Source organism: Kineococcus gypseus (genome assembly GCF_050871305.1).
GTDB lineage: Bacteria > Actinomycetota > Actinomycetes > Actinomycetales > Kineococcaceae > Kineococcus > Kineococcus gypseus.
The window spans coordinates 14,096-29,730 of sequence record NZ_JBJLRD010000054.1; the positions used below are offsets into that span (position 1 = coordinate 14,096).

The 15,635-nt window shown below is 73.4% G+C and carries 17 protein-coding genes; 6 read left to right on the forward strand and 11 right to left on the reverse strand.

Going from position 1 to position 15,635, the window contains the following annotated elements; translation table 11 throughout:
- Nucleotides 1-227 precede the first annotated feature (227 nt).
- On the reverse strand, nucleotides 228-1,847 hold the full coding sequence (locus tag ACRYMN_RS17400; RefSeq protein WP_432497776.1) for a methyl-accepting chemotaxis protein: 1,620 nt from the start codon (nucleotides 1,845-1,847) through the stop codon (nucleotides 228-230).
- 179 nt (nucleotides 1,848-2,026) lie between these two features.
- On the opposite strand from ACRYMN_RS17400, the gene ACRYMN_RS17405 reads away from it, so the two are divergent.
- The gene (locus ACRYMN_RS17405) at nucleotides 2,027-2,554 is read left to right on the forward strand and encodes a hypothetical protein (RefSeq protein WP_432497778.1); all 528 of its coding nucleotides are present in this window, start codon (nucleotides 2,027-2,029) and stop codon (nucleotides 2,552-2,554) included.
- Between the two features lie 54 nt (nucleotides 2,555-2,608).
- On the opposite strand, the gene ACRYMN_RS17410 is transcribed toward ACRYMN_RS17405, so the two are convergent.
- From ACRYMN_RS17410 to ACRYMN_RS17435, 6 genes are all read right to left on the reverse strand, one after another.
- A complete protein-coding gene (locus ACRYMN_RS17410; protein ID WP_432497780.1) occupies nucleotides 2,609-3,001 on the reverse strand; it encodes a hypothetical protein in 393 nt (130 codons plus the stop codon).
- Nucleotides 3,001-3,777: a ParA family protein gene (locus ACRYMN_RS17415; RefSeq protein WP_432497783.1), complete on the reverse strand. Its 777-nt coding sequence runs from the start codon at nucleotides 3,775-3,777 to the stop codon at nucleotides 3,001-3,003. The genes ACRYMN_RS17410 and ACRYMN_RS17415 overlap by 1 nt, the downstream gene beginning before the upstream one ends.
- An 83-nt stretch (nucleotides 3,778-3,860) precedes the next feature.
- Nucleotides 3,861-4,169 (reverse strand): helix-turn-helix domain-containing protein, encoded by a 309-nt coding sequence (locus ACRYMN_RS17420; RefSeq protein WP_432497786.1) that lies wholly within the window; start codon nucleotides 4,167-4,169, stop codon nucleotides 3,861-3,863.
- The gene (locus ACRYMN_RS17425) at nucleotides 4,166-5,062 is read right to left on the reverse strand and encodes a replication initiation protein (RefSeq protein ID WP_432497788.1); all 897 of its coding nucleotides are present in this window, start codon (nucleotides 5,060-5,062) and stop codon (nucleotides 4,166-4,168) included. The genes ACRYMN_RS17420 and ACRYMN_RS17425 overlap by 4 nt, the downstream gene beginning before the upstream one ends.
- A 380-nt stretch (nucleotides 5,063-5,442) precedes the next feature.
- Nucleotides 5,443-6,381, reverse strand: coding sequence for a hypothetical protein (locus ACRYMN_RS17430; protein WP_432497791.1), 939 nt, complete (start codon nucleotides 6,379-6,381; stop codon nucleotides 5,443-5,445).
- Nucleotides 6,374-7,057 carry a SigE family RNA polymerase sigma factor gene (locus ACRYMN_RS17435; protein WP_432497793.1) on the reverse strand — a complete coding sequence of 228 codons (684 nt, stop codon included), beginning with the start codon at nucleotides 7,055-7,057 and terminating at the stop codon, nucleotides 6,374-6,376. Before ACRYMN_RS17435 ends, ACRYMN_RS17430 begins: the two co-directional genes overlap by 8 nt.
- A 315-nt stretch (nucleotides 7,058-7,372) precedes the next feature.
- On the opposite strand from ACRYMN_RS17435, the gene ACRYMN_RS17440 reads away from it, so the two are divergent.
- Both ACRYMN_RS17440 and ACRYMN_RS17445 read left to right on the forward strand, forming a co-directional pair.
- Nucleotides 7,373-7,756 carry a hypothetical protein gene (locus ACRYMN_RS17440; RefSeq protein ID WP_432497795.1) on the forward strand — a complete coding sequence of 128 codons (384 nt, stop codon included), beginning with the start codon at nucleotides 7,373-7,375 and terminating at the stop codon, nucleotides 7,754-7,756.
- A 44-nt stretch (nucleotides 7,757-7,800) separates the two neighbouring features.
- Nucleotides 7,801-8,031 carry a hypothetical protein gene (locus ACRYMN_RS17445; RefSeq protein WP_432497797.1) on the forward strand — a complete coding sequence of 77 codons (231 nt, stop codon included), beginning with the start codon at nucleotides 7,801-7,803 and terminating at the stop codon, nucleotides 8,029-8,031.
- 70 nt (nucleotides 8,032-8,101) lie between these two features.
- On the opposite strand, the gene ACRYMN_RS17450 is transcribed toward ACRYMN_RS17445, so the two are convergent.
- The 4 genes from ACRYMN_RS17450 to ACRYMN_RS17465 all read right to left on the reverse strand — a co-directional run bounded on the left by ACRYMN_RS17450 (nucleotide 8,102) and on the right by ACRYMN_RS17465 (nucleotide 10,457).
- Nucleotides 8,102-8,545, reverse strand: a complete 444-nt coding sequence (locus ACRYMN_RS17450) for a DMP19 family protein (protein WP_432497799.1) — start codon at nucleotides 8,543-8,545, stop codon at nucleotides 8,102-8,104.
- Between the two features lie 119 nt (nucleotides 8,546-8,664).
- Nucleotides 8,665-9,249 (reverse strand): Uma2 family endonuclease, encoded by a 585-nt coding sequence (locus ACRYMN_RS17455; protein ID WP_432497801.1) that lies wholly within the window; start codon nucleotides 9,247-9,249, stop codon nucleotides 8,665-8,667.
- A gap of 103 nt (nucleotides 9,250-9,352) precedes the next feature.
- Nucleotides 9,353-9,715: a hypothetical protein gene (locus ACRYMN_RS17460; protein WP_432497803.1), complete on the reverse strand. Its 363-nt coding sequence runs from the start codon at nucleotides 9,713-9,715 to the stop codon at nucleotides 9,353-9,355.
- A gap of 346 nt (nucleotides 9,716-10,061) precedes the next feature.
- Complete coding sequence (locus tag ACRYMN_RS17465) at nucleotides 10,062-10,457, reverse strand: hypothetical protein (RefSeq protein WP_432497805.1); 396 nt, start codon at nucleotides 10,455-10,457, stop codon at nucleotides 10,062-10,064.
- Nucleotides 10,458-11,139: 682 nt separating this feature from the next.
- Between ACRYMN_RS17465 and mobC the strand changes: the two genes are divergently transcribed.
- The 3 genes from mobC to ACRYMN_RS17480 all read left to right on the forward strand — a co-directional run bounded on the left by mobC (nucleotide 11,140) and on the right by ACRYMN_RS17480 (nucleotide 15,390).
- Nucleotides 11,140-11,721 carry a plasmid mobilization relaxosome protein MobC gene (gene mobC / locus ACRYMN_RS17470; protein ID WP_432497807.1) on the forward strand — a complete coding sequence of 194 codons (582 nt, stop codon included), beginning with the start codon at nucleotides 11,140-11,142 and terminating at the stop codon, nucleotides 11,719-11,721.
- Nucleotides 11,722-11,788: 67 nt separating this feature from the next.
- Nucleotides 11,789-13,579 carry a relaxase/mobilization nuclease domain-containing protein gene (locus tag ACRYMN_RS17475; RefSeq protein WP_432497809.1) on the forward strand — a complete coding sequence of 597 codons (1,791 nt, stop codon included), beginning with the start codon at nucleotides 11,789-11,791 and terminating at the stop codon, nucleotides 13,577-13,579.
- A gap of 101 nt (nucleotides 13,580-13,680) precedes the next feature.
- Nucleotides 13,681-15,390: a sensor histidine kinase gene (locus ACRYMN_RS17480; RefSeq protein WP_432497811.1), complete on the forward strand. Its 1,710-nt coding sequence runs from the start codon at nucleotides 13,681-13,683 to the stop codon at nucleotides 15,388-15,390.
- The last annotated feature ends 245 nt before the right edge of the window (nucleotides 15,391-15,635 follow it).

Below are 15,635 nucleotides of genomic sequence, written 5' to 3' on the forward strand. Positions count from 1 at the left end.
CGGGGTATGACTAGGACGAAGCAAAGCGGTGAGCCGGGCACCTGCTGCCCGGCTCACCGCTTCACGTGGCTGCTCGCTCCGAAGGTGCTCACCCGAGGGAGCGCCGCCAGGACCTGCCGGTCCGAGCGGTCCGGTCACACGGGTGACTGGTGGCCACTGCCACCAGCATCGGCGCTGAGCGTTGAGGACTTGAGCCCCCGTCCGGGGTGCTCGCTGCGGGGTGGGTGTCAGTGGCGGGGCAGGGTGAAGGAGCCCACCAGCTGGTTCAGCTCCGCCGCCGCCGCCGAGACCTCCCCGGCGGTGGCCGCGGTCTGGTTCGCACCCGCCGTGGTGTGCTCCGCGGCGCTGGCGATGCCGGAGATGTTCACCGCGATCTCCTGGCTGCCGGTGGAGACCTCGCTGACGTTGCGCACCATCTCACTGGTGGTGGCCGACTGCTCCTCCACGGCGGCCGCGATCGTGGCCTGCAGCGCGTCGATGCGCGAGATGACCTCCGTGATGCCCCCGATCGCGCTGGCCGCGGCCCCGGCGTCGGCCTGCGTGGCGTTCACGCGCGTGATGATCGACTCGGTTGCCCGCGCGGTCTGCTGCGCCAGCTCCTTGACCTCCCCGGCCACCACCGCGAAGCCCTTGCCCAGCTCCCCGGCCCGGGCGGCCTCGATCGTGGCGTTCAGCGCCAGCAGGTTCGTCTGCTCGGCGATGGAGGTGATCAGCTTGACGACCTCACCGATCTCCCGGCTCGAGGCGCTCAAGCGCTCCAGGATGGTGGAGGCCTCGCTGGCGGAGGAGACCGCCGCGGCGGCCACCCCGGAGGCCTCGGCGGTGGAGGTGGCGATCTCACGGATCGCCGAGCTCATCTCGTCCCCGGCGGCGGCCACGGTGCCGATGGAGGCGGAGATCTCCTCGGTGGCCGCGGAGACGACCTGCGACTGGCTGGAGGCCTGCACCGCGCCGGAGGACAGCTGGGTGGCCACCGCACTGAGCTCCTCGGAGGAGGCGGCCAGGGTGGTGGAGGCGCCGGCGATGCGGCGCATCGTGGCGCTCAGGCTGCCCACGGCCTGCTGCAGGGCGCCGGCCATCTGCGCGAGCTCATCGCGCCCCTGCACGTGCACCTCGCTGGCCAGGTCGCCCCGGGCCAGCAGCACCAGCCGGTCGCGCACCCGCGCCACCGGCGCGGTGACCGAACGGGTCACCAGCACCGCCAGCAGCACCGCGGCGGCCACGCCGAGGGCGCCCAGCGTCTCCATCAGCACCGCACCGCGGCGCTGCGCGCTCGCCGCGTCGGCCTGCGCCGCGGCGAACGCCAGGTCGGCGTCGGCGACGACCTCGTCGAGCAGGGTCCTCATGGCCTGGTAGACCTCGATCGCCTCACCCATCACCTGGGCGGTCGCGGCCTCGGCGGCGGCGGGCTCACCGGAGCGGTAGGCGGCGGCGACCTGCCCGTCGACGGCCGTGAAGCGCTCGTACAGCTCACCGATCTGCGCGATGTCGTCGTCGGTCTCGGCGGCCGTGCTGCGCTTCGCCAGCTGCGCCAGCGCGGCCTCGAAGCGCTCGGCCGCCTCCAGGTAGGCCTTGCGCGCCCCGGTGCCGTCCTGCGCGGCACCGGCCACACCGCGCACGGCGTCGAAGGCGTAGGCGGTCTGCCAGCCGTTGAGGTCGGCCGCGGCGTACTTGGCCTTGTGGGCGGCCGCGCCGAAGCCCTGCTGCACCCGCAACTGCTCAGCGGCGCCGCCCTGGGAGGCGGAGGCGCTCAGCCCGGCGGCCAGCACCGCCAGCAGCAGCAGGACGAGGACGGAGAAGGCCACGGCCAGGCGCTGGCCCAGGCGCAGCGTGCGCAGAACGGTCACACGATCAGTCCTCGACACGGCGAGGCCCGTGCTGTAGCTCACCGGCCGAGACACCCCGCTGCGGCAGGCATCTCACAAACGGTGGGTTACGAGATTGCCAGGCCGCTGACGCACACCTGTCCCGGTCCACCTGGAGACCTGCCGAGCAACCACCGGTGCCTGCAGCGCGTCCAAAGCCCGTGGATAGCTCTCGTGCCGAGCTGCGTGGGCCGCTGGCCGCGCCGGCTGTTGCCGCAGCGCTGCTCGCAGTGCTCACGGCGGTGCTCACGGCGGTGCTCACGGCGGCGCTGCTCGCCGGGTGCTCCCCCGATATCGGCACGGACACCGCACCACCGGGCCTGGTGCTCGACGGGCCGGTCATCGCCCACGGCGCTCACAAGGAGAGCGCCATGGCCGCTTACGTCGGCGGCACCCTGGCCCACGAGGGTCAGTGCCTGAGGCTAGACGGTGAGCCGGTCCTGTGGCCGGTGGGCACCACCTGGGACCAGGACACCTCCGCCGTGGTGCTGCCCGAGGGCGGCACCGCCACGGCGGGCGCCGCCTTGTACGGCGGAGGCGGTCACACGCCCTTCCTCCCCGCCGGCACTGATGTTGGCACTGAGGAGCGCGAGGCCAGCACGCTGATCGAGCAGTGCCTGGGTGCAGGCGGGCAGGTAACCAACTTCAACACTGGCGCGCAGCTGACCAGCAGCCCGCAACCGCCCTAACCACTGTAGGTAGGTCAGCAAGCTGACATGTATACATGTCGACTTGCTGGCATGTCAGCTGTTATGGCGACTCATGTACTCGTGCAGCGCGGCAGCGGTGAGTGCTTGTAGAGAGACCTCGTGCTCGGCGGCCCACCGCTTGACCTGCCGACGCAGTGCGGGGTCCATCCGCACGCTGAACATCGGCAGCGAGGCGGCCCGCACGGCACTGTCCGGCTCCACGCCGCCCTGCTCGCCACCGGCCTGGCCGATGCTCGGCTGTGCGGCGCCTGCCGGTTCCTGCTCCGCCGTCACCGCCGGCGGGGGAGCGGGCGCCACGGGGCTGGTCCCGCCGGTGTCGACGGCCTCGGGCGTAGCTGACTCGGCCGAAGGCGCGGTGGGCGGCGCGATCGGGTGCGGGCCGCTGGGTGCCTTGCGCAACGCGCCCTTGGGGGCGGGCTTGGGCATCAGGCCTGCACCTCCAGCACGCGCAGGTCCAGCACCTTGTGGGCCAAGGCGTCGTAGACCTCGGTGACCGCCTTGGCGTCGGTGCCGTAGTCGGCGACCGAGGCGGCCGCTCCCATGGCGGCAGCGACCACCGCGCGGGCGGGCACGTACGGCTCCCAGACGTCAGCGCCGTACGCCTCGGCGACCTCGGCCACGCGCAGCGCTGACTCGTTGGTGCGGGACTGGTGGTTGATCACGATGCCGGCCAGCTGTAGGCGCCGGTTGTAGTGCTCGGCGACCACGTCGCGGGTGCGCAGCACGTTCTCCACCCCGCGCAGGCTGGCCGCGGACGGCTCGGTGACCACCACGACGTGGGTGGCGGCGACGAAGCCCAGCACGACCAGCCGCCCGATGCTGGGCGGGCAGTCGATCAGGACCGCGTCGTAGCCGTCTAGGCCGTCCAGGGCCTTGGCCAGGCGGAACTCGCTGCCCGGGCTCAGGTCCGTCTCGCGCTCGGCCAGGTCCAGGGTGGAGCCGATGACGTCGATGCCCTCGCCCCACGCCGAGGGCTGGACCGCCTCGGCGGCGATGCCGCGGGCGTCGGCGTAGATGACGTCGTTGACGTTGCGCACATCGGCCAGCGGGTCCAGGCCCAGCCACTGCGTCAGGTCCGCCTGGGGGTCCAGGTCCACGCACAGCACCCGCCGGCCCTGGCGCTGCAGGGCAGCAGCGATGCCCACGACGGTGGAGGTCTTGCCCACCCCGCCCTTCTGATTGGTGAACGCCACAGTCAGCATGCAGGCATGTCTACATGCTTACTTGCATGCAAGTAAGCAGGCACGCCGAGGAGCATGCGAAGGGTGGAAAACGTTGAGACCGCTCAGGAGGCGGCCTGCTCCTCGCGCTGGCCCTCATCCGCCGACGGCTCAGGCATCTCGCCGTAGCGACGGGCGTCATGCAGCAGGCGGCCCACGGTGCCAGTCGAGCAGCCCATCGCCTCGGCGATCTCGAGGTAAGAAGCGCCGGCCACACGCAGCTCGACGGCCTGGGCCCGGCGGACGGCGGCCCGGCTCAGAAAGTCCTGGCGCGGTTCGGCCACCAGGCGGCGCACGGTGCGCGGGGAGACGCCGTACTTCTCCGCCGCCTCGCGGGCGGTCATCTTCCGGCGCCCCGGTTGCTGGGCGCTCACAGCAGGTCCTTCGCCATCTGTGCCGCCGTCACCTTCCGCCGTGCATCTTGGGCCTTGATGACAGTACGTCGGCGCGCCTCCTGCTGCGCCGGCGAGCTCACTCGTCCGCCCTTCTTGCCGCCGTTGCTGCCGCGCTTGGCCTGCACCGCGCGGAAGCCGGCGTCGTCGAAGGAGCGGCGCCAGACCCATCGTGCAACGGAGCGCGCGGTCTGGGCCACCTCCGCGGCCGGAAGCGGCACGGCGAACTCGGGGTTGACGTTGGTCGCGAAGGCGGCGACGACCTCTTCCCACTCCAGGCGGTCGTCGTAGCGGCGCCGGGCGCGGTAGGCCCACACGCGCAGCCGGTTGAACAGGGCGCAGTTGCGGCTGAAGCCGGAGGCGTCGACCATCCGCCGCGGCAGGGTGCGCGGCATCAGCTCACCCAGGCCCTTGGCCAGCTCACCGAGCTCGTAGGCGTGCCCGGTGCCCCAGGTGGTCACCCAGTCGTCGTGCACCGGGTTCTTCGTCAGCAGCCCGGCGTAGCCCACGTCGCCGTCCAGGGAGCGGCGAAGGCCCTCTTCGACCTTGGCCGCGAAGCGCATCGGCTCCATCCGAGCGGCATCCGTGCGCACCACGGGCGTCTTCAGCACCCAGCCCACGTGCCCGCGCCCGGTCGGGCTCTCCGCGATCCAGGAGGGCATCGGGTGCGTCATCGGACGGGTCAGGGCCCGCAGGACGGTGTCGTCGTGGTCGACGTCGATGACCAGCATGGACAGCAGCGCCTTGGGGGAGTGCTCCAGGTAGCGCCGCGCCAGGGCGTGCTCCCGGCTCTGGCGCCAGCAGCCGCGGGCGAGGTCGTCGGTGGCCAGCGGCCGGCGCGGGGACCACACCTCGGTCCACGCCTGAGCGTCCATCCGCGCGTCCGCCCAGGCAGGCGCCTGTGCGTCCGTGCGCACCGGGCGGGCTGCTGGCATGGCGCACACCGTGCCAGCGAGATCGCGTTCATTCGGGTGGGACACGCCGACGATCGCTGAAAATTATTCACGTAGGCCGATTGGGAAGCCTACTCAGGTAGTTCAGCTCCGCCGGGTCCTCCGCCCTTGATCAACCTCCCTGCGGGCACCCAGCCACAGACAGGCGCGCTCTTCGGACGCCCAGCTGCCCCGCCCCCTGGCGTGCCCCTGCGCCGACCACGCGACTCCCCGCCCACTCCAGCTTCTTTGTGGCGCTCTGCTGCATCGGTATGCCCTCCCGAGCACACCCGCCTCTGCCGGCCACGGCCTTGCTGCAGGGCTCAGGGCAGCGGGACCTGCGCCAGCTCGGGGGAGGTGACCAGCTGCTCGAGGGCCTCGACGCTGAGCGCGGAGCTGGCCGGCAGGGTGCGCTCTCCACCGCTCTCGGCGCCGGGGGTGGCGCGCAGGCCCGCCCAGGCGTGCACGATGCGCCCGTCCGGCAGCACCGCCAGCGCCCAGGGCAGCACCGCGGTGATGGTGGGCGCCTCATCGCTCTCGGCGGTGGTGCGCGCCTGCCCGCTGCGCAGGAGGGTGCCGTCGGCCAGGGTGCGCTGGCTGCACGCGACCCAGTCCGCCCCCTCGCAGGTGAAGCTGCTGGCGTTCAGCCCCTCGCTGGGGCGGGTGACGCTGAGGGAGAGGTCGACCAGCAGCGCCTCACTCGTGGCGGCGCGCTCGTCGACGGCGCGGAAGTTCCAGCCGGTCTGCGCCCCGTGCTCGTCGCCGGAGGTGCCGCCGGTGGCGGCCGGCCAGCCCGGCAGGGCCGCGGCCAGCGCGGTGTTGACGTCGACGGCCAGCTCGGCGGCACGGGCCTCATCGCGGGCCGCCTGCTCCTGCCGGGCCCGCTCCTGGGCCGTCAACGGCGTTGGTGTGCCGGCCGGTGTGCTGGCCGGTGTGGCTGCCGGCGAGGGTGCAGTCGTCGCGGAGGTGCTCGGGGTGGTGTCGGAGCCGCCAGGGGCGGCCACGGTGCTCACCGCCTCGCCATTGCCGGGCAGCTGCGCACCGGCGAGCAGCACCGCGCCCAGCAGCGCCACCGAGCCGGCCGCTCCCGCTGCCCGCCGCCGGCGCAGCCGACGGCGTCCGCCGTGCACCGAACGGGCGATCAGGGCGTTCGAGCCGTCGAAGGTGCCGGCCTGCTGCCGCAGGCGCCGGCGCAGGTCCTGCTCGCTCGCGCTGTCGCCGGTGCTATCGCCGGGGAAGTCCTCGAGGGTGTCCTCACGCATGGTTGTCCTCACGCACGGTCGGTGCTTCCTGGGGTGCGGGCGGGCGCGTCACGGTGCGGCGCGCCGGTGTGGGAGCTGGTCGCGAAGCCGGCCCGGGAGCCGGCCCGAGAGCCGGCCCGAGAGCCGGGCAGGGGGTGGCTGCGGCACCGGTGGCTGCAGCGCTGTCGTTGGCGGGTCCACCCAGCGGGTGGCGCAGGCGCGCAAGCGCGCGGGAGGACTGGCTCTTGACGGTGCCCACGCTGATCTCCAGCAGCTCGGCGACCTGCTGCTCGCTGAGGTCGTCGAGGTAGCGCAGCACCACCACCGCCCGCTGGCGCGCGGGCAGGCGCGTCAGCTCCGCGAGCAGGTCCAGGCGCTGCTCGGTGCCGGTGTGCGGATCGTGCGCGGGGTGGGCGCCGGAGGCGTCGCGGTCCAGCTCCCAGGGCACCTCCGGGCGTGTGGCGCGCCGGCGCCAGCGCGAGGTCGCGGCGTTGGCCAGGGCGCGGCGGGCGTAGGCGTCGGGCTCGTGCACCCGCGGCCAGCGCGCGTACATCTTCTCCAGCACGTCCTGGACCAGGTCCTCACCGGCGTGCGCATCACCGCTCAGCAGCCGCGCGATGCCCACCAGGCGCGGCACCGCCCCCGCGGCCCAGGCGCTGAACGCGTCCTCACGGCTCGGGCGGGGCTCACGATCCACACGGCCATCTCCGCCGTCGCTGCTGTCGCCGCTGTCGTGGCCTGCACGACCCTGGCGGCTCACCGCTTCGACCCCGTCACCCCCGTACGACGCGCTGCAGCATCGAAAGGTTGTCAGCGCCCCAGCGCACACCCCATGGCCTTGCATGCAGTACCACCACAGCCCGCGCGGCAGCATCCTGGTCGGGTGAGCGAGCTCAACGCTGACCCCGCCGACATCGAGGACTCGGCGGACCCCGGCCCGTACCGCTCCTGACTACGGGTGGAGGTCAACGCGGTGCCGTTGCCCAGCCAGAGCTGCCTGCGCCCGGGTCCGGTGAGCGACGCGACCGACGAGCGGCTGGCCGCGTTGCGCCGTCGGGTGGTCGAGCCGGTGGTGCGCAGCCTGCTTCAGCCTGAGGAGCTGGGGGCGCTGAGCGTGCACTGGGGCGTGGACGGCGAGGCGGGTGACGTGTGGGTGCGCATCGACGCGGCGGGGGAGCGGCACGAGCAGCAGGTGGCCCGGCCGTGGGGGAGCGACCAGGCAGACCCGCCAGACCCGCCGGACTCGGACCCGAGCGGGGGGCCGGGCCGTGAAGCCTCACCGACCGAGGCCGAGGTTGCTGCCCAGCTGGCCCACTACCTGGAGGACTGGGTGTGCGAGACGTCCTTCGCGTGGGGCCAGCAGCGCAGAGCCCGCTACGAGCTGGGCGAGGACTAGCCAGCCGGCCGTGCGGCGCCCGCTCGTGCCGGTGGGGTGCCAGCATGCTCGGTGTGGCGTCCTGGCAGGTCCAGCTCGGTGGGCACGACTGGCTGGTCGAAGAGCGCGCCGGCGTGCCGGGCTGCTACGACGTGACCTGGCTGAGCGGGCCCAACCCCGGCTACGGCTTCTCCACGCAGACCTTCGACGGCACACCGGTCAGCAAGGAGCGCATGGAACGCTCCATCGCCGACTTCCTCGAGCAGATCGACCCGCAGACCGGTTACCTCGACTGAGCACCGGACTCAGCGCCGGATCGAGCACTGCACTAAATGCCCGATAGGGCGCTGCACCGCCTTCCGGTGCTCAGGGCAGGGGCGCGAAGGTGTGCGGCTCGGCGTCGATGAAGGCCCGCGCGGCGCGCGAGAGGGCTGCGTCATCGAGGGTGTAGGTGGCATCGATGCGCGCCTCGGCCTCGTCCCAGCGCGCCGCGGCCTCATCACCTTCGGGCAGGGCGGCCAGGTCCTGGTGCTCGCGCTGGGCCTGCTCGATCAGGGCGGCGGTGATGGGCAGGCCCAGGGCGCGGTAGGCCTGCAGCACCCAGGGCAGGGGGTAGTTCAGCTCGTCCTCGTAGGCATCCAGCGTACCCAGCAGGCCGGCGTTCATCACCATGCCGTGAAAGGTCAGCGCCACGTGCAGCACCGCGTCGCCGTCGTAGTCGGGGTCGGTGATCAGCATGGGTGTGCTGGCGCGGTTCCAGAGGGCGTCGAAGTCCGCGTCGCTGACCGGGCTGGTGACGGGATCGCTCACGTCTCCGACCGTAGCCGGGTCCAGCCGGGTCCAGCCGGGTCCAGCCGGGTCCAGCCGGGTCCAGCCGGGCGCCGCGGGGCGCTGGGGGTGCTGGGGGTGCTGGGGGTGCTGGTGGGGAGTTAGGAGCGGCCGCGGCCGAGCAGGTCGTTGGGCACGACGCGGAAGGCGGGGTGCGCGTCGCTGGCGGGGATGTCCAGGAGGGTCTCACCCACGGCGGTGGCGGCGGTGCGCCAGCTGTGCCCGGCGTTGTCCAGCCACTCCAGGTGCACCTGCTGCTCGGCGGTCAGGTACGCCTCGAGCAGCACCGGCAGGTGGGCCTTGAGGTACTCGGAGCGCTTCTCGTTCATCTCCGCCAGCGTGTTGCCCGGTGACCACACCTCCACCGCCGCGCGGGGCACCTCGGTGCACACGGGGTCTTCGTTCAAGGCGGGACCGTCGACGAGGACGTCGGGGATGCGCCCGCTGAGCACGCTGCCGTCGGGGGCCAGGGTGATGGCCCAGTTGCCGGGGGCGGCGGCGTAGCTGCCGGGCCACTGCTCCTCGAAGGCCAGGGCCAGGCGGGTGGCGATGCGGTGGTGGGGGTTGCCGCCGACCTTCTTGACCACGAGCTCCCCGTCGACGACCTCGATGCGCTGACCGACCTCGGCCGTGGCGGAGGTCCAGGTGGCCAGCGCGACTCCCAGGCGCGCAGCGCTCAGGCTCATGAGCGCCAGGGTAGCCGCGGGCCGCTTGACCTAGCTGGGCTCTGCTGGGCCGAGCGGGGCCGAGCCGGGTGAGCTGCCCGGCGGCTGCGCGGGTGCACTGCCTTCAGGTGCCGGTGGGCAGCACGTGCACCTCGACGCTGAGCTGGCCGTCGGGTGCGCCATCGAGTGCGCTGGCGGGCTGGACGCTGCCGGGGGTGCGCCACCAGAACGGCGCGCTCAGCGAGAAGGAGACGCTGTCCGGGTGCAGCAGGCTCAGGCGCCAGCCTTCGAAGGGCCGCGGTGGCGGCAGCGCGCCGCCCATGGGGTCGATGTGCACGACGTCGGACTCGCGGATGAGTGTGTCCACCCGGCCGGAGGCGTCGTGGGCGTAGGCGATCAGCTGCCCGAGCTCGATGCGCTGGGGGACGGGGCGCAGCACGAACGGGTGCGCCACGGTCTTCGCAGCGGTCTTCACTGCGGCCTTCACAGCGTCCTTCGTTGTGGCTTGGTGCGCGGGTGCCACGCGAGCGTTGACGGTGGGCCTGGTCCTGGGTGGGCGCAGGAGCTTGACGGCGAGCGGGGCTACGCCGTCAGGCAGCAGCGGCACCTCGGCCAGCTCATCCGTCACCCATGCTCCGGTGACGTCTCGCACCTGCAGCAGCGGTGACGGCAGCGCTGGTGGCGGTGTTGGTGCGGAGGCGGCTGGTGCGGACGGCGTGCTCAGGTGGGCGTGCACCTGCACGCGCCAGGAGGTGTGCTCGTAGCGCCACACGCGTGGACCACCGGCCTTTCCTGTCGTGTCTGCTGCTGATCCGTCGGTGCTGAGCGGGTGTTCAGCCGGGGCGGTGCTGCGTGCGGTCTTGTGCACGGTGCTGCGCGCGCTGGTGCGCGCGGTGCTCGCTCAGGGCGCGCCCGTGCAGCTGGACCTCGACGTCGCTGCCGAGCTGATGCTGCACGTCCCAGGCCAGCTGGTGCAGCTCGTCGCTGAGCTGCTGGGCCAGGTGCCGGCTCTCCTCGCTCTCGGGCTCCGTCTCGGGCTCGTGCTCGAACCACTGGCGCACCCAGTGCCCGGAGAGGGTCTCTTGGCGCTGGTGCCAGTGGTGCAGGCGGGCGCACAGCTGCGCCGTCAGGCCCAGCGCTTCGGGGCGCACCTCCTGCACGCCGGTGATGTGCGGGGAGCGGTCCACGAGGATCGAGGAGTAGCCGAAGTCCCACTCCAGGGACAGCACGCTGAGGGTCTGCTCTGCTGGCTCCTGGCGTGCGGCCGCGGCGCGGGTGCGCCGTGTGCGGCGTGCGTGCCCGCGGCTCATGGCACCACTGTGCCTGCTCGCACCAAGGCGCCACCTGCCCGTGCACGGTCAGGACGCAGGCGCGTGAGTGCGGTGACGTGGGCGGCACTTGCATGGCGAGCCGTGTGGCGTCCCGGGCGCTGCGGCGCCCGCCCTTTCAGGCCGTCATTGCCGGTCCCCGTGCAAAAACACTAGAAAGGACCCATGCCGGGAGAGCGGAGCAAGCTATAAACTTGGCATAGCCAAGTCGGGCTCCTCGGCTCCGCTTCGTCGCCGGGGCACCCAGTGGGTGCCGTCCCCGCGGTGCGGGGTCGCTGCGCTGGGCGGGGGAAGAGCGGGCGCAGGACGCACGTGGGACGCGGCAGGGAGCGAGGGCGCAGTGGTGGGTCAGGAGCGGAGCGACGACGTCACCGGTGACGCCCGCGGCGGTGCCGCTGGTGAAGCACCAACCTCGAGTGGTGCTTCGAGTAGTGCGTCCGCGGGGGTGGCGCGGTGGGTCACCGAGGTGCACCCGGCGAAGGGCTCGTCGGTGCCGTCGCCGACGTCGTTGCCAGGGTCGTTGCCCAGCTTCGTGCCGGTGTCTGTGCCGGTGAGTGAGCCGCTGTCCGTGGGTGGATTTGCGGTGGCCGACGACGGCGGGCCAGTGCCGGCGGACGCGTCTGGTGGTGCGTCGGGTGGTGCGCCTGCGCGGCGGGTGGGGCCGCGGCGGCGGCGGGAGAACGTCGGGGGTGCGCGTCGGCACGCGCACCAGGTGAAGGTCAGTGCGCAGGAGGAGCTGGCGCTGCAGGTGCGGGCGGGTCGGCTGGGGATCTCGGTGCCGCGCCTGCTGGTGGAGGCGGCGTTGGCGGAGGGCGCACCGGGGGATCCGCGCGGGTCACGCGGTACCAGCGGTGGCGGTGCTGGTGGTGCCGGGGACGGTGCTGCAGGCGGGTTGCGGGGGGTGACGCCGGCGGAGCGGGCCGCGCTGGCGCAGGAGCTGTTCGCGGTGCGTCGTCTGCTGGCGGGGGTGGCGAACAACGTCAACCAGCTGGCGCGGGTGGCGAACACCGCGGCCGCTCACGGCGCTGGCGCGGGCAGTGCAAGCAGTGCTGGGGCTGCGGATTTGCCGGCCGATTTCTGGGGGCAGACGGGTGTGACGCTGGCGGTGGTGCAGCGCGTGGCCGAGCGGGTGCAGGCGTGCGCGCAGCGGGTGGATGGGGCGTGAGCGTCCGCATGAGCGACGGCGTGGGCGGCTCGGTGGGTGGGTGCGCGCGGGTGGTGGTGCGGCGGTGATGCCGAACATCACCCGTGGGGAGCGCATGGGTGGGCTGCTGGCCTACCTGGCCGGGCCGGGCAAGGCCAACGAGCACGTCGAGCCGCACCTGGTGGCCGGGGATGCGGCGATCCTGGCCTGGCACGACGACGCGGTCCTGGACGCGGCGGCGGCTGCCGAGATCGCGCGGCAGCTGGAGGCACCGCGGATGCTGTTCGGGGTGCAGGTGGCCGGTGGGGCGGTGTGGCACTGCTCGCTCTCGCTGCGCGCTGAGGAGGGCGTGCTCTCGGATGAGAAGTGGGCGGAGATCGCGCGCGACTTCGTCGAGGCGATGGGCTTCTCGACGCCCACGGAAGGGCCCGAGGGGGTGGCGGGGCCGGCGCCGTGCCGGTGGGTGGCGATCCGCCACGGCCTCTCAGCTAAGGGCAACGACCACGTGCACCTGGCGGTGTCGCTGGTGCGCGAGGACGGGTCCAAGGCGGACGTGTGGAACGACCGCCCGCGCGCTCAGCGGGTGTGCACCCAGCTGGAGCACCGCCACGGCCTGGAGGTGCTCGCTTCGCGGGAGGCGGGCCTGGGGGAGCGGGGCCTGAAGCCCGCGGAGCTGGCCCGCGCCCAGCGCACGGGAGGCGAGCCGGAGCGGGTGGTGCTCACCCGCCGGGTGCGCGCGGCCGCGGCGATCGCGGCCAGTGAGGCGGACTTCGTGCGGGCGGTGCGCGCGGACGGGCTGCTGATCCGCCCGCGCTACGCGGCCGGTCGCGACGACGTCGTGCTGGGCTACTCCGTCGCGCTGCGCCCGCAGGCTGCGGGCACCAGCAAGGCCAGGACTGCGGGCACCAGCAAGGCCAGGACTGCGGGCACGAGGAAGGGCACCGCGGCGGGTGCGGGCGCGGGTGGGACCACGCCGTTGTGGTTCGGCGGCTCACGCCTGGCGCGGGACCTGACGCTGCCGCGCCTGCGCGAGCAGTGGCCCGACAGCGTCGAGGCGGCCGCCGAAGCGGTGCAGGTGTGGCGGGTGGCCAAGCGTTCCCCGCGGGTGAGCGAGCAGGAGATGGCCGCCGCTCGGCGGCGCCCGGTCAGCCCGCAGGAGTGGGTCCAGCACACCCAGCAGGTGCAGGCGTTTCGCGAGTACCTACGCGCGGTGCCCATCGAGGACCACGCCACGTGGGCGCAGGTGGCGCGCGAGAGCGCGGGTGCTTTCGCGGCGTGGTCGCGGCAGGTCGAGCCCACCCCGGGACCCTTGGCGGAGGTGGCGCGGGCGCTGGCGCGCACCGCGCAGGTGCGCGCCCACGCCAGCGCACCCAGGCGATCCGACATGCCCTCGGTGCAGGGCGCGGCGCTGGCGCTGGCGGTGGCCTCCGGCTCGGGGTCGAGCCGGATGGCGCAGGCGGTGATGCTGCGCCAGCTGGCCAACACGATGAAGGCGCTGCACGACGCCCTGAAGGCGCGCGGTGAGGCGCAGGCCGCGAAGCAGATCGCCTCCGTGGCCCGGCACCAGCTGCGCACCATCGCCGCCGCCCTGCCCGAGCCGCTGACGACCACGGACGTGCCCGGGGTCAGCGCCGCAGGGCGGGTGGTGCGCGAGGAGCTGGCTCGCACCCGTCAGCTCGCCCGCGAGGCGGCGCGGCAGCAGTCGGGTCAGCGGCCGGGACAGCACGGGCAGCAAGAGCAGCGCGCGCTCGGCTCGCCGGTGCCGGCGCGGTTGCAGCCCGGGCAGGCGCTCGAGCAGGGCGCCAGCTCGCGCGTTGGCTCGCGCACCAGTGCGGCGGCGGCGCGCTCTGGTCGGGGGGAGGGCGGTATCGAGCGCTGAGCTGGCTGGTGGCTGTGCGCGGTGCTCATCGGCTCAGCGGGGTGGGCACGCTCACGCTTTTGTAGTACTCAGGTGCGCAGCGTGCGCACCGAGGCTTCAACGTGGACGTTCTCGGTGTGCCGGCGCAGCCGGCGGAAGCAGCCCGCCTGGCTGCTCTGCACGAGTACGCCGTGCTGGATGCTCCGGCCGAGGACGAGCTGGACGACGTGGTGCGTGCCGCGGCGGTACTGGCCGGGGTGCCGCACGCGACACTGAACCTGATCGATGAGCACCGCCAGTGCCAGCTGACCACCGTCGGCTTCGAGGGGGCGGACTCCCCGCGCAGCGAGTCGATGTGCGCGCTGCACTTCAGCGACGGGGACCTGGTGCACGTGCAGGACGCCAGCCAGGACGCGCGCTTTCGCGCCAACCCGTGGGTCGACGGTCGCCGGGCGCAGGTGCGCTTCTACGCCTCGGCGCCCTTGATCACCCCTGCGGGGCACGTGCTGGGCAGCTTGTGCGTCTTCGACACCGTCACCGGGCAGCTGAGCGCGGCGCAGATCAGCGCGCTGGAAGGTCTGGCGCGGGTGGTGGTGGCCCTCTTCGAGCGGCGCCGGCAGGCCCGTCTGGCGCAGCAGCTAGCGGTGCAGGCCGAGCAGCTGGCCGCCGAGGCCGCCGAGCAGCGTGCTCTGGCGCAGCTGATGACGGCCGAGGCCGAGGCGCGCGATGAGCTGAACCGGGCGGTGCTGGAGACCATCGACGTCGGTGTCGTCGCCGCCGGCCCCGACGGCCGCTTGACGGTCTTCAACCGTGCCGCCCGGCGCATGCACGGGCTGGATGCCGATGCTTCGGTGGACCCTGCCGATCACGCCAGCGTCTACAGCCTGTACGCCGCCGACGGCGTCAGCGCGCTGCGTCCGGAGCAGGTCCCGCTGCAGCGGGCTCTGCGCGAAGGCACGGTGCGTGATGTGGAGATGGTCATCGCTCCGGCGCATCGGGCGCCGATCACCGTGCGCGTGAGCGGTCGCACCATGTCGCGCGCGGACGGCACGGCACTGGGCGCGGTCGTGGCCCAGAGCGACATCACCGCCATCCGGGCGCGCAAGCGCGAGCTGGAGGCGGCGCTGGGCGAGCTGGAGCGCTCCAACGGCGAGCTGGCGCAGTTCGCCGGCACCGTCAGCCACGACCTGAACTCTCCTTTGACGGTGGTGGCCGGCTACCTGGAGATGCTGCAGGACTGCTACGGCGAGCAGTTGGAGGAGCAGGCCCGTTCCTGGATCGCCACCGCCCGTGCTGGCACCGCCCGGATGAAGGAGCTGATCGGCGCCCTGCTGGCCTACGCCCAGGCTGGTGCCGAGAGCTGCCGGCGCGAGCAGGTGCAGGTGCGTGAGGTCTTCGAGCAGGCCGTGCTGGACCTGCGCGCTGTCGTCAAGGACTCCGGGGCGCGCATCAGCGCGCAGCGCCTGCCTGCGGTGCACGGCGATGCGGTGCTGCTGCGCCAGCTGCTGCAAAACCTGATCGGCAACGCGATCAAGTACCGCAGCCCGCAGCGCCCGTGCCAGGTGGTCCTCACCGCGGTGCGCGATCGTGAAGGGTGGACGTTCTCGGTCATCGACAACGGCATCGGCATCCCGCCCGAGCAGCGCCGGAGCGTCTTCGCGATGTTCGCGCAGGTCGACCCCGCCGCCCGCGCCGGACACGGCATCGGGCTGGCCACCTGCCAGCGCATCGTAGCCCGCCACGGCGGGCGCATCTGGGCCGAAGCCACCCCCGGTGGTGGCACCACGATCCGCTTCACCCTGCCCCAGCGCCTGAGCCCGCTCGACAGCTGAGCACCAGCCGGGCCAGCGCAGTGCCGGGCCAGCGCAGTGCCGGGCCAGCGCAGTGCCGGGCCAGCGCAGTGCCGGGCCAGCGCAGTGCCGGGCCAGCGCAGTGCCGGGCCAGCGCAGTGCCGGGCCAGCGCAGTGCCGGGCCAGCGCAGTGCCGGGCCAGCGCAGTGCCGGGCCAGCGCAGTGCCGGGCCAGCGCAGTGCCGGGCCAGCGCAGTGCCGGGCCAGCGCAGTGCCGGGCCAGCGCAG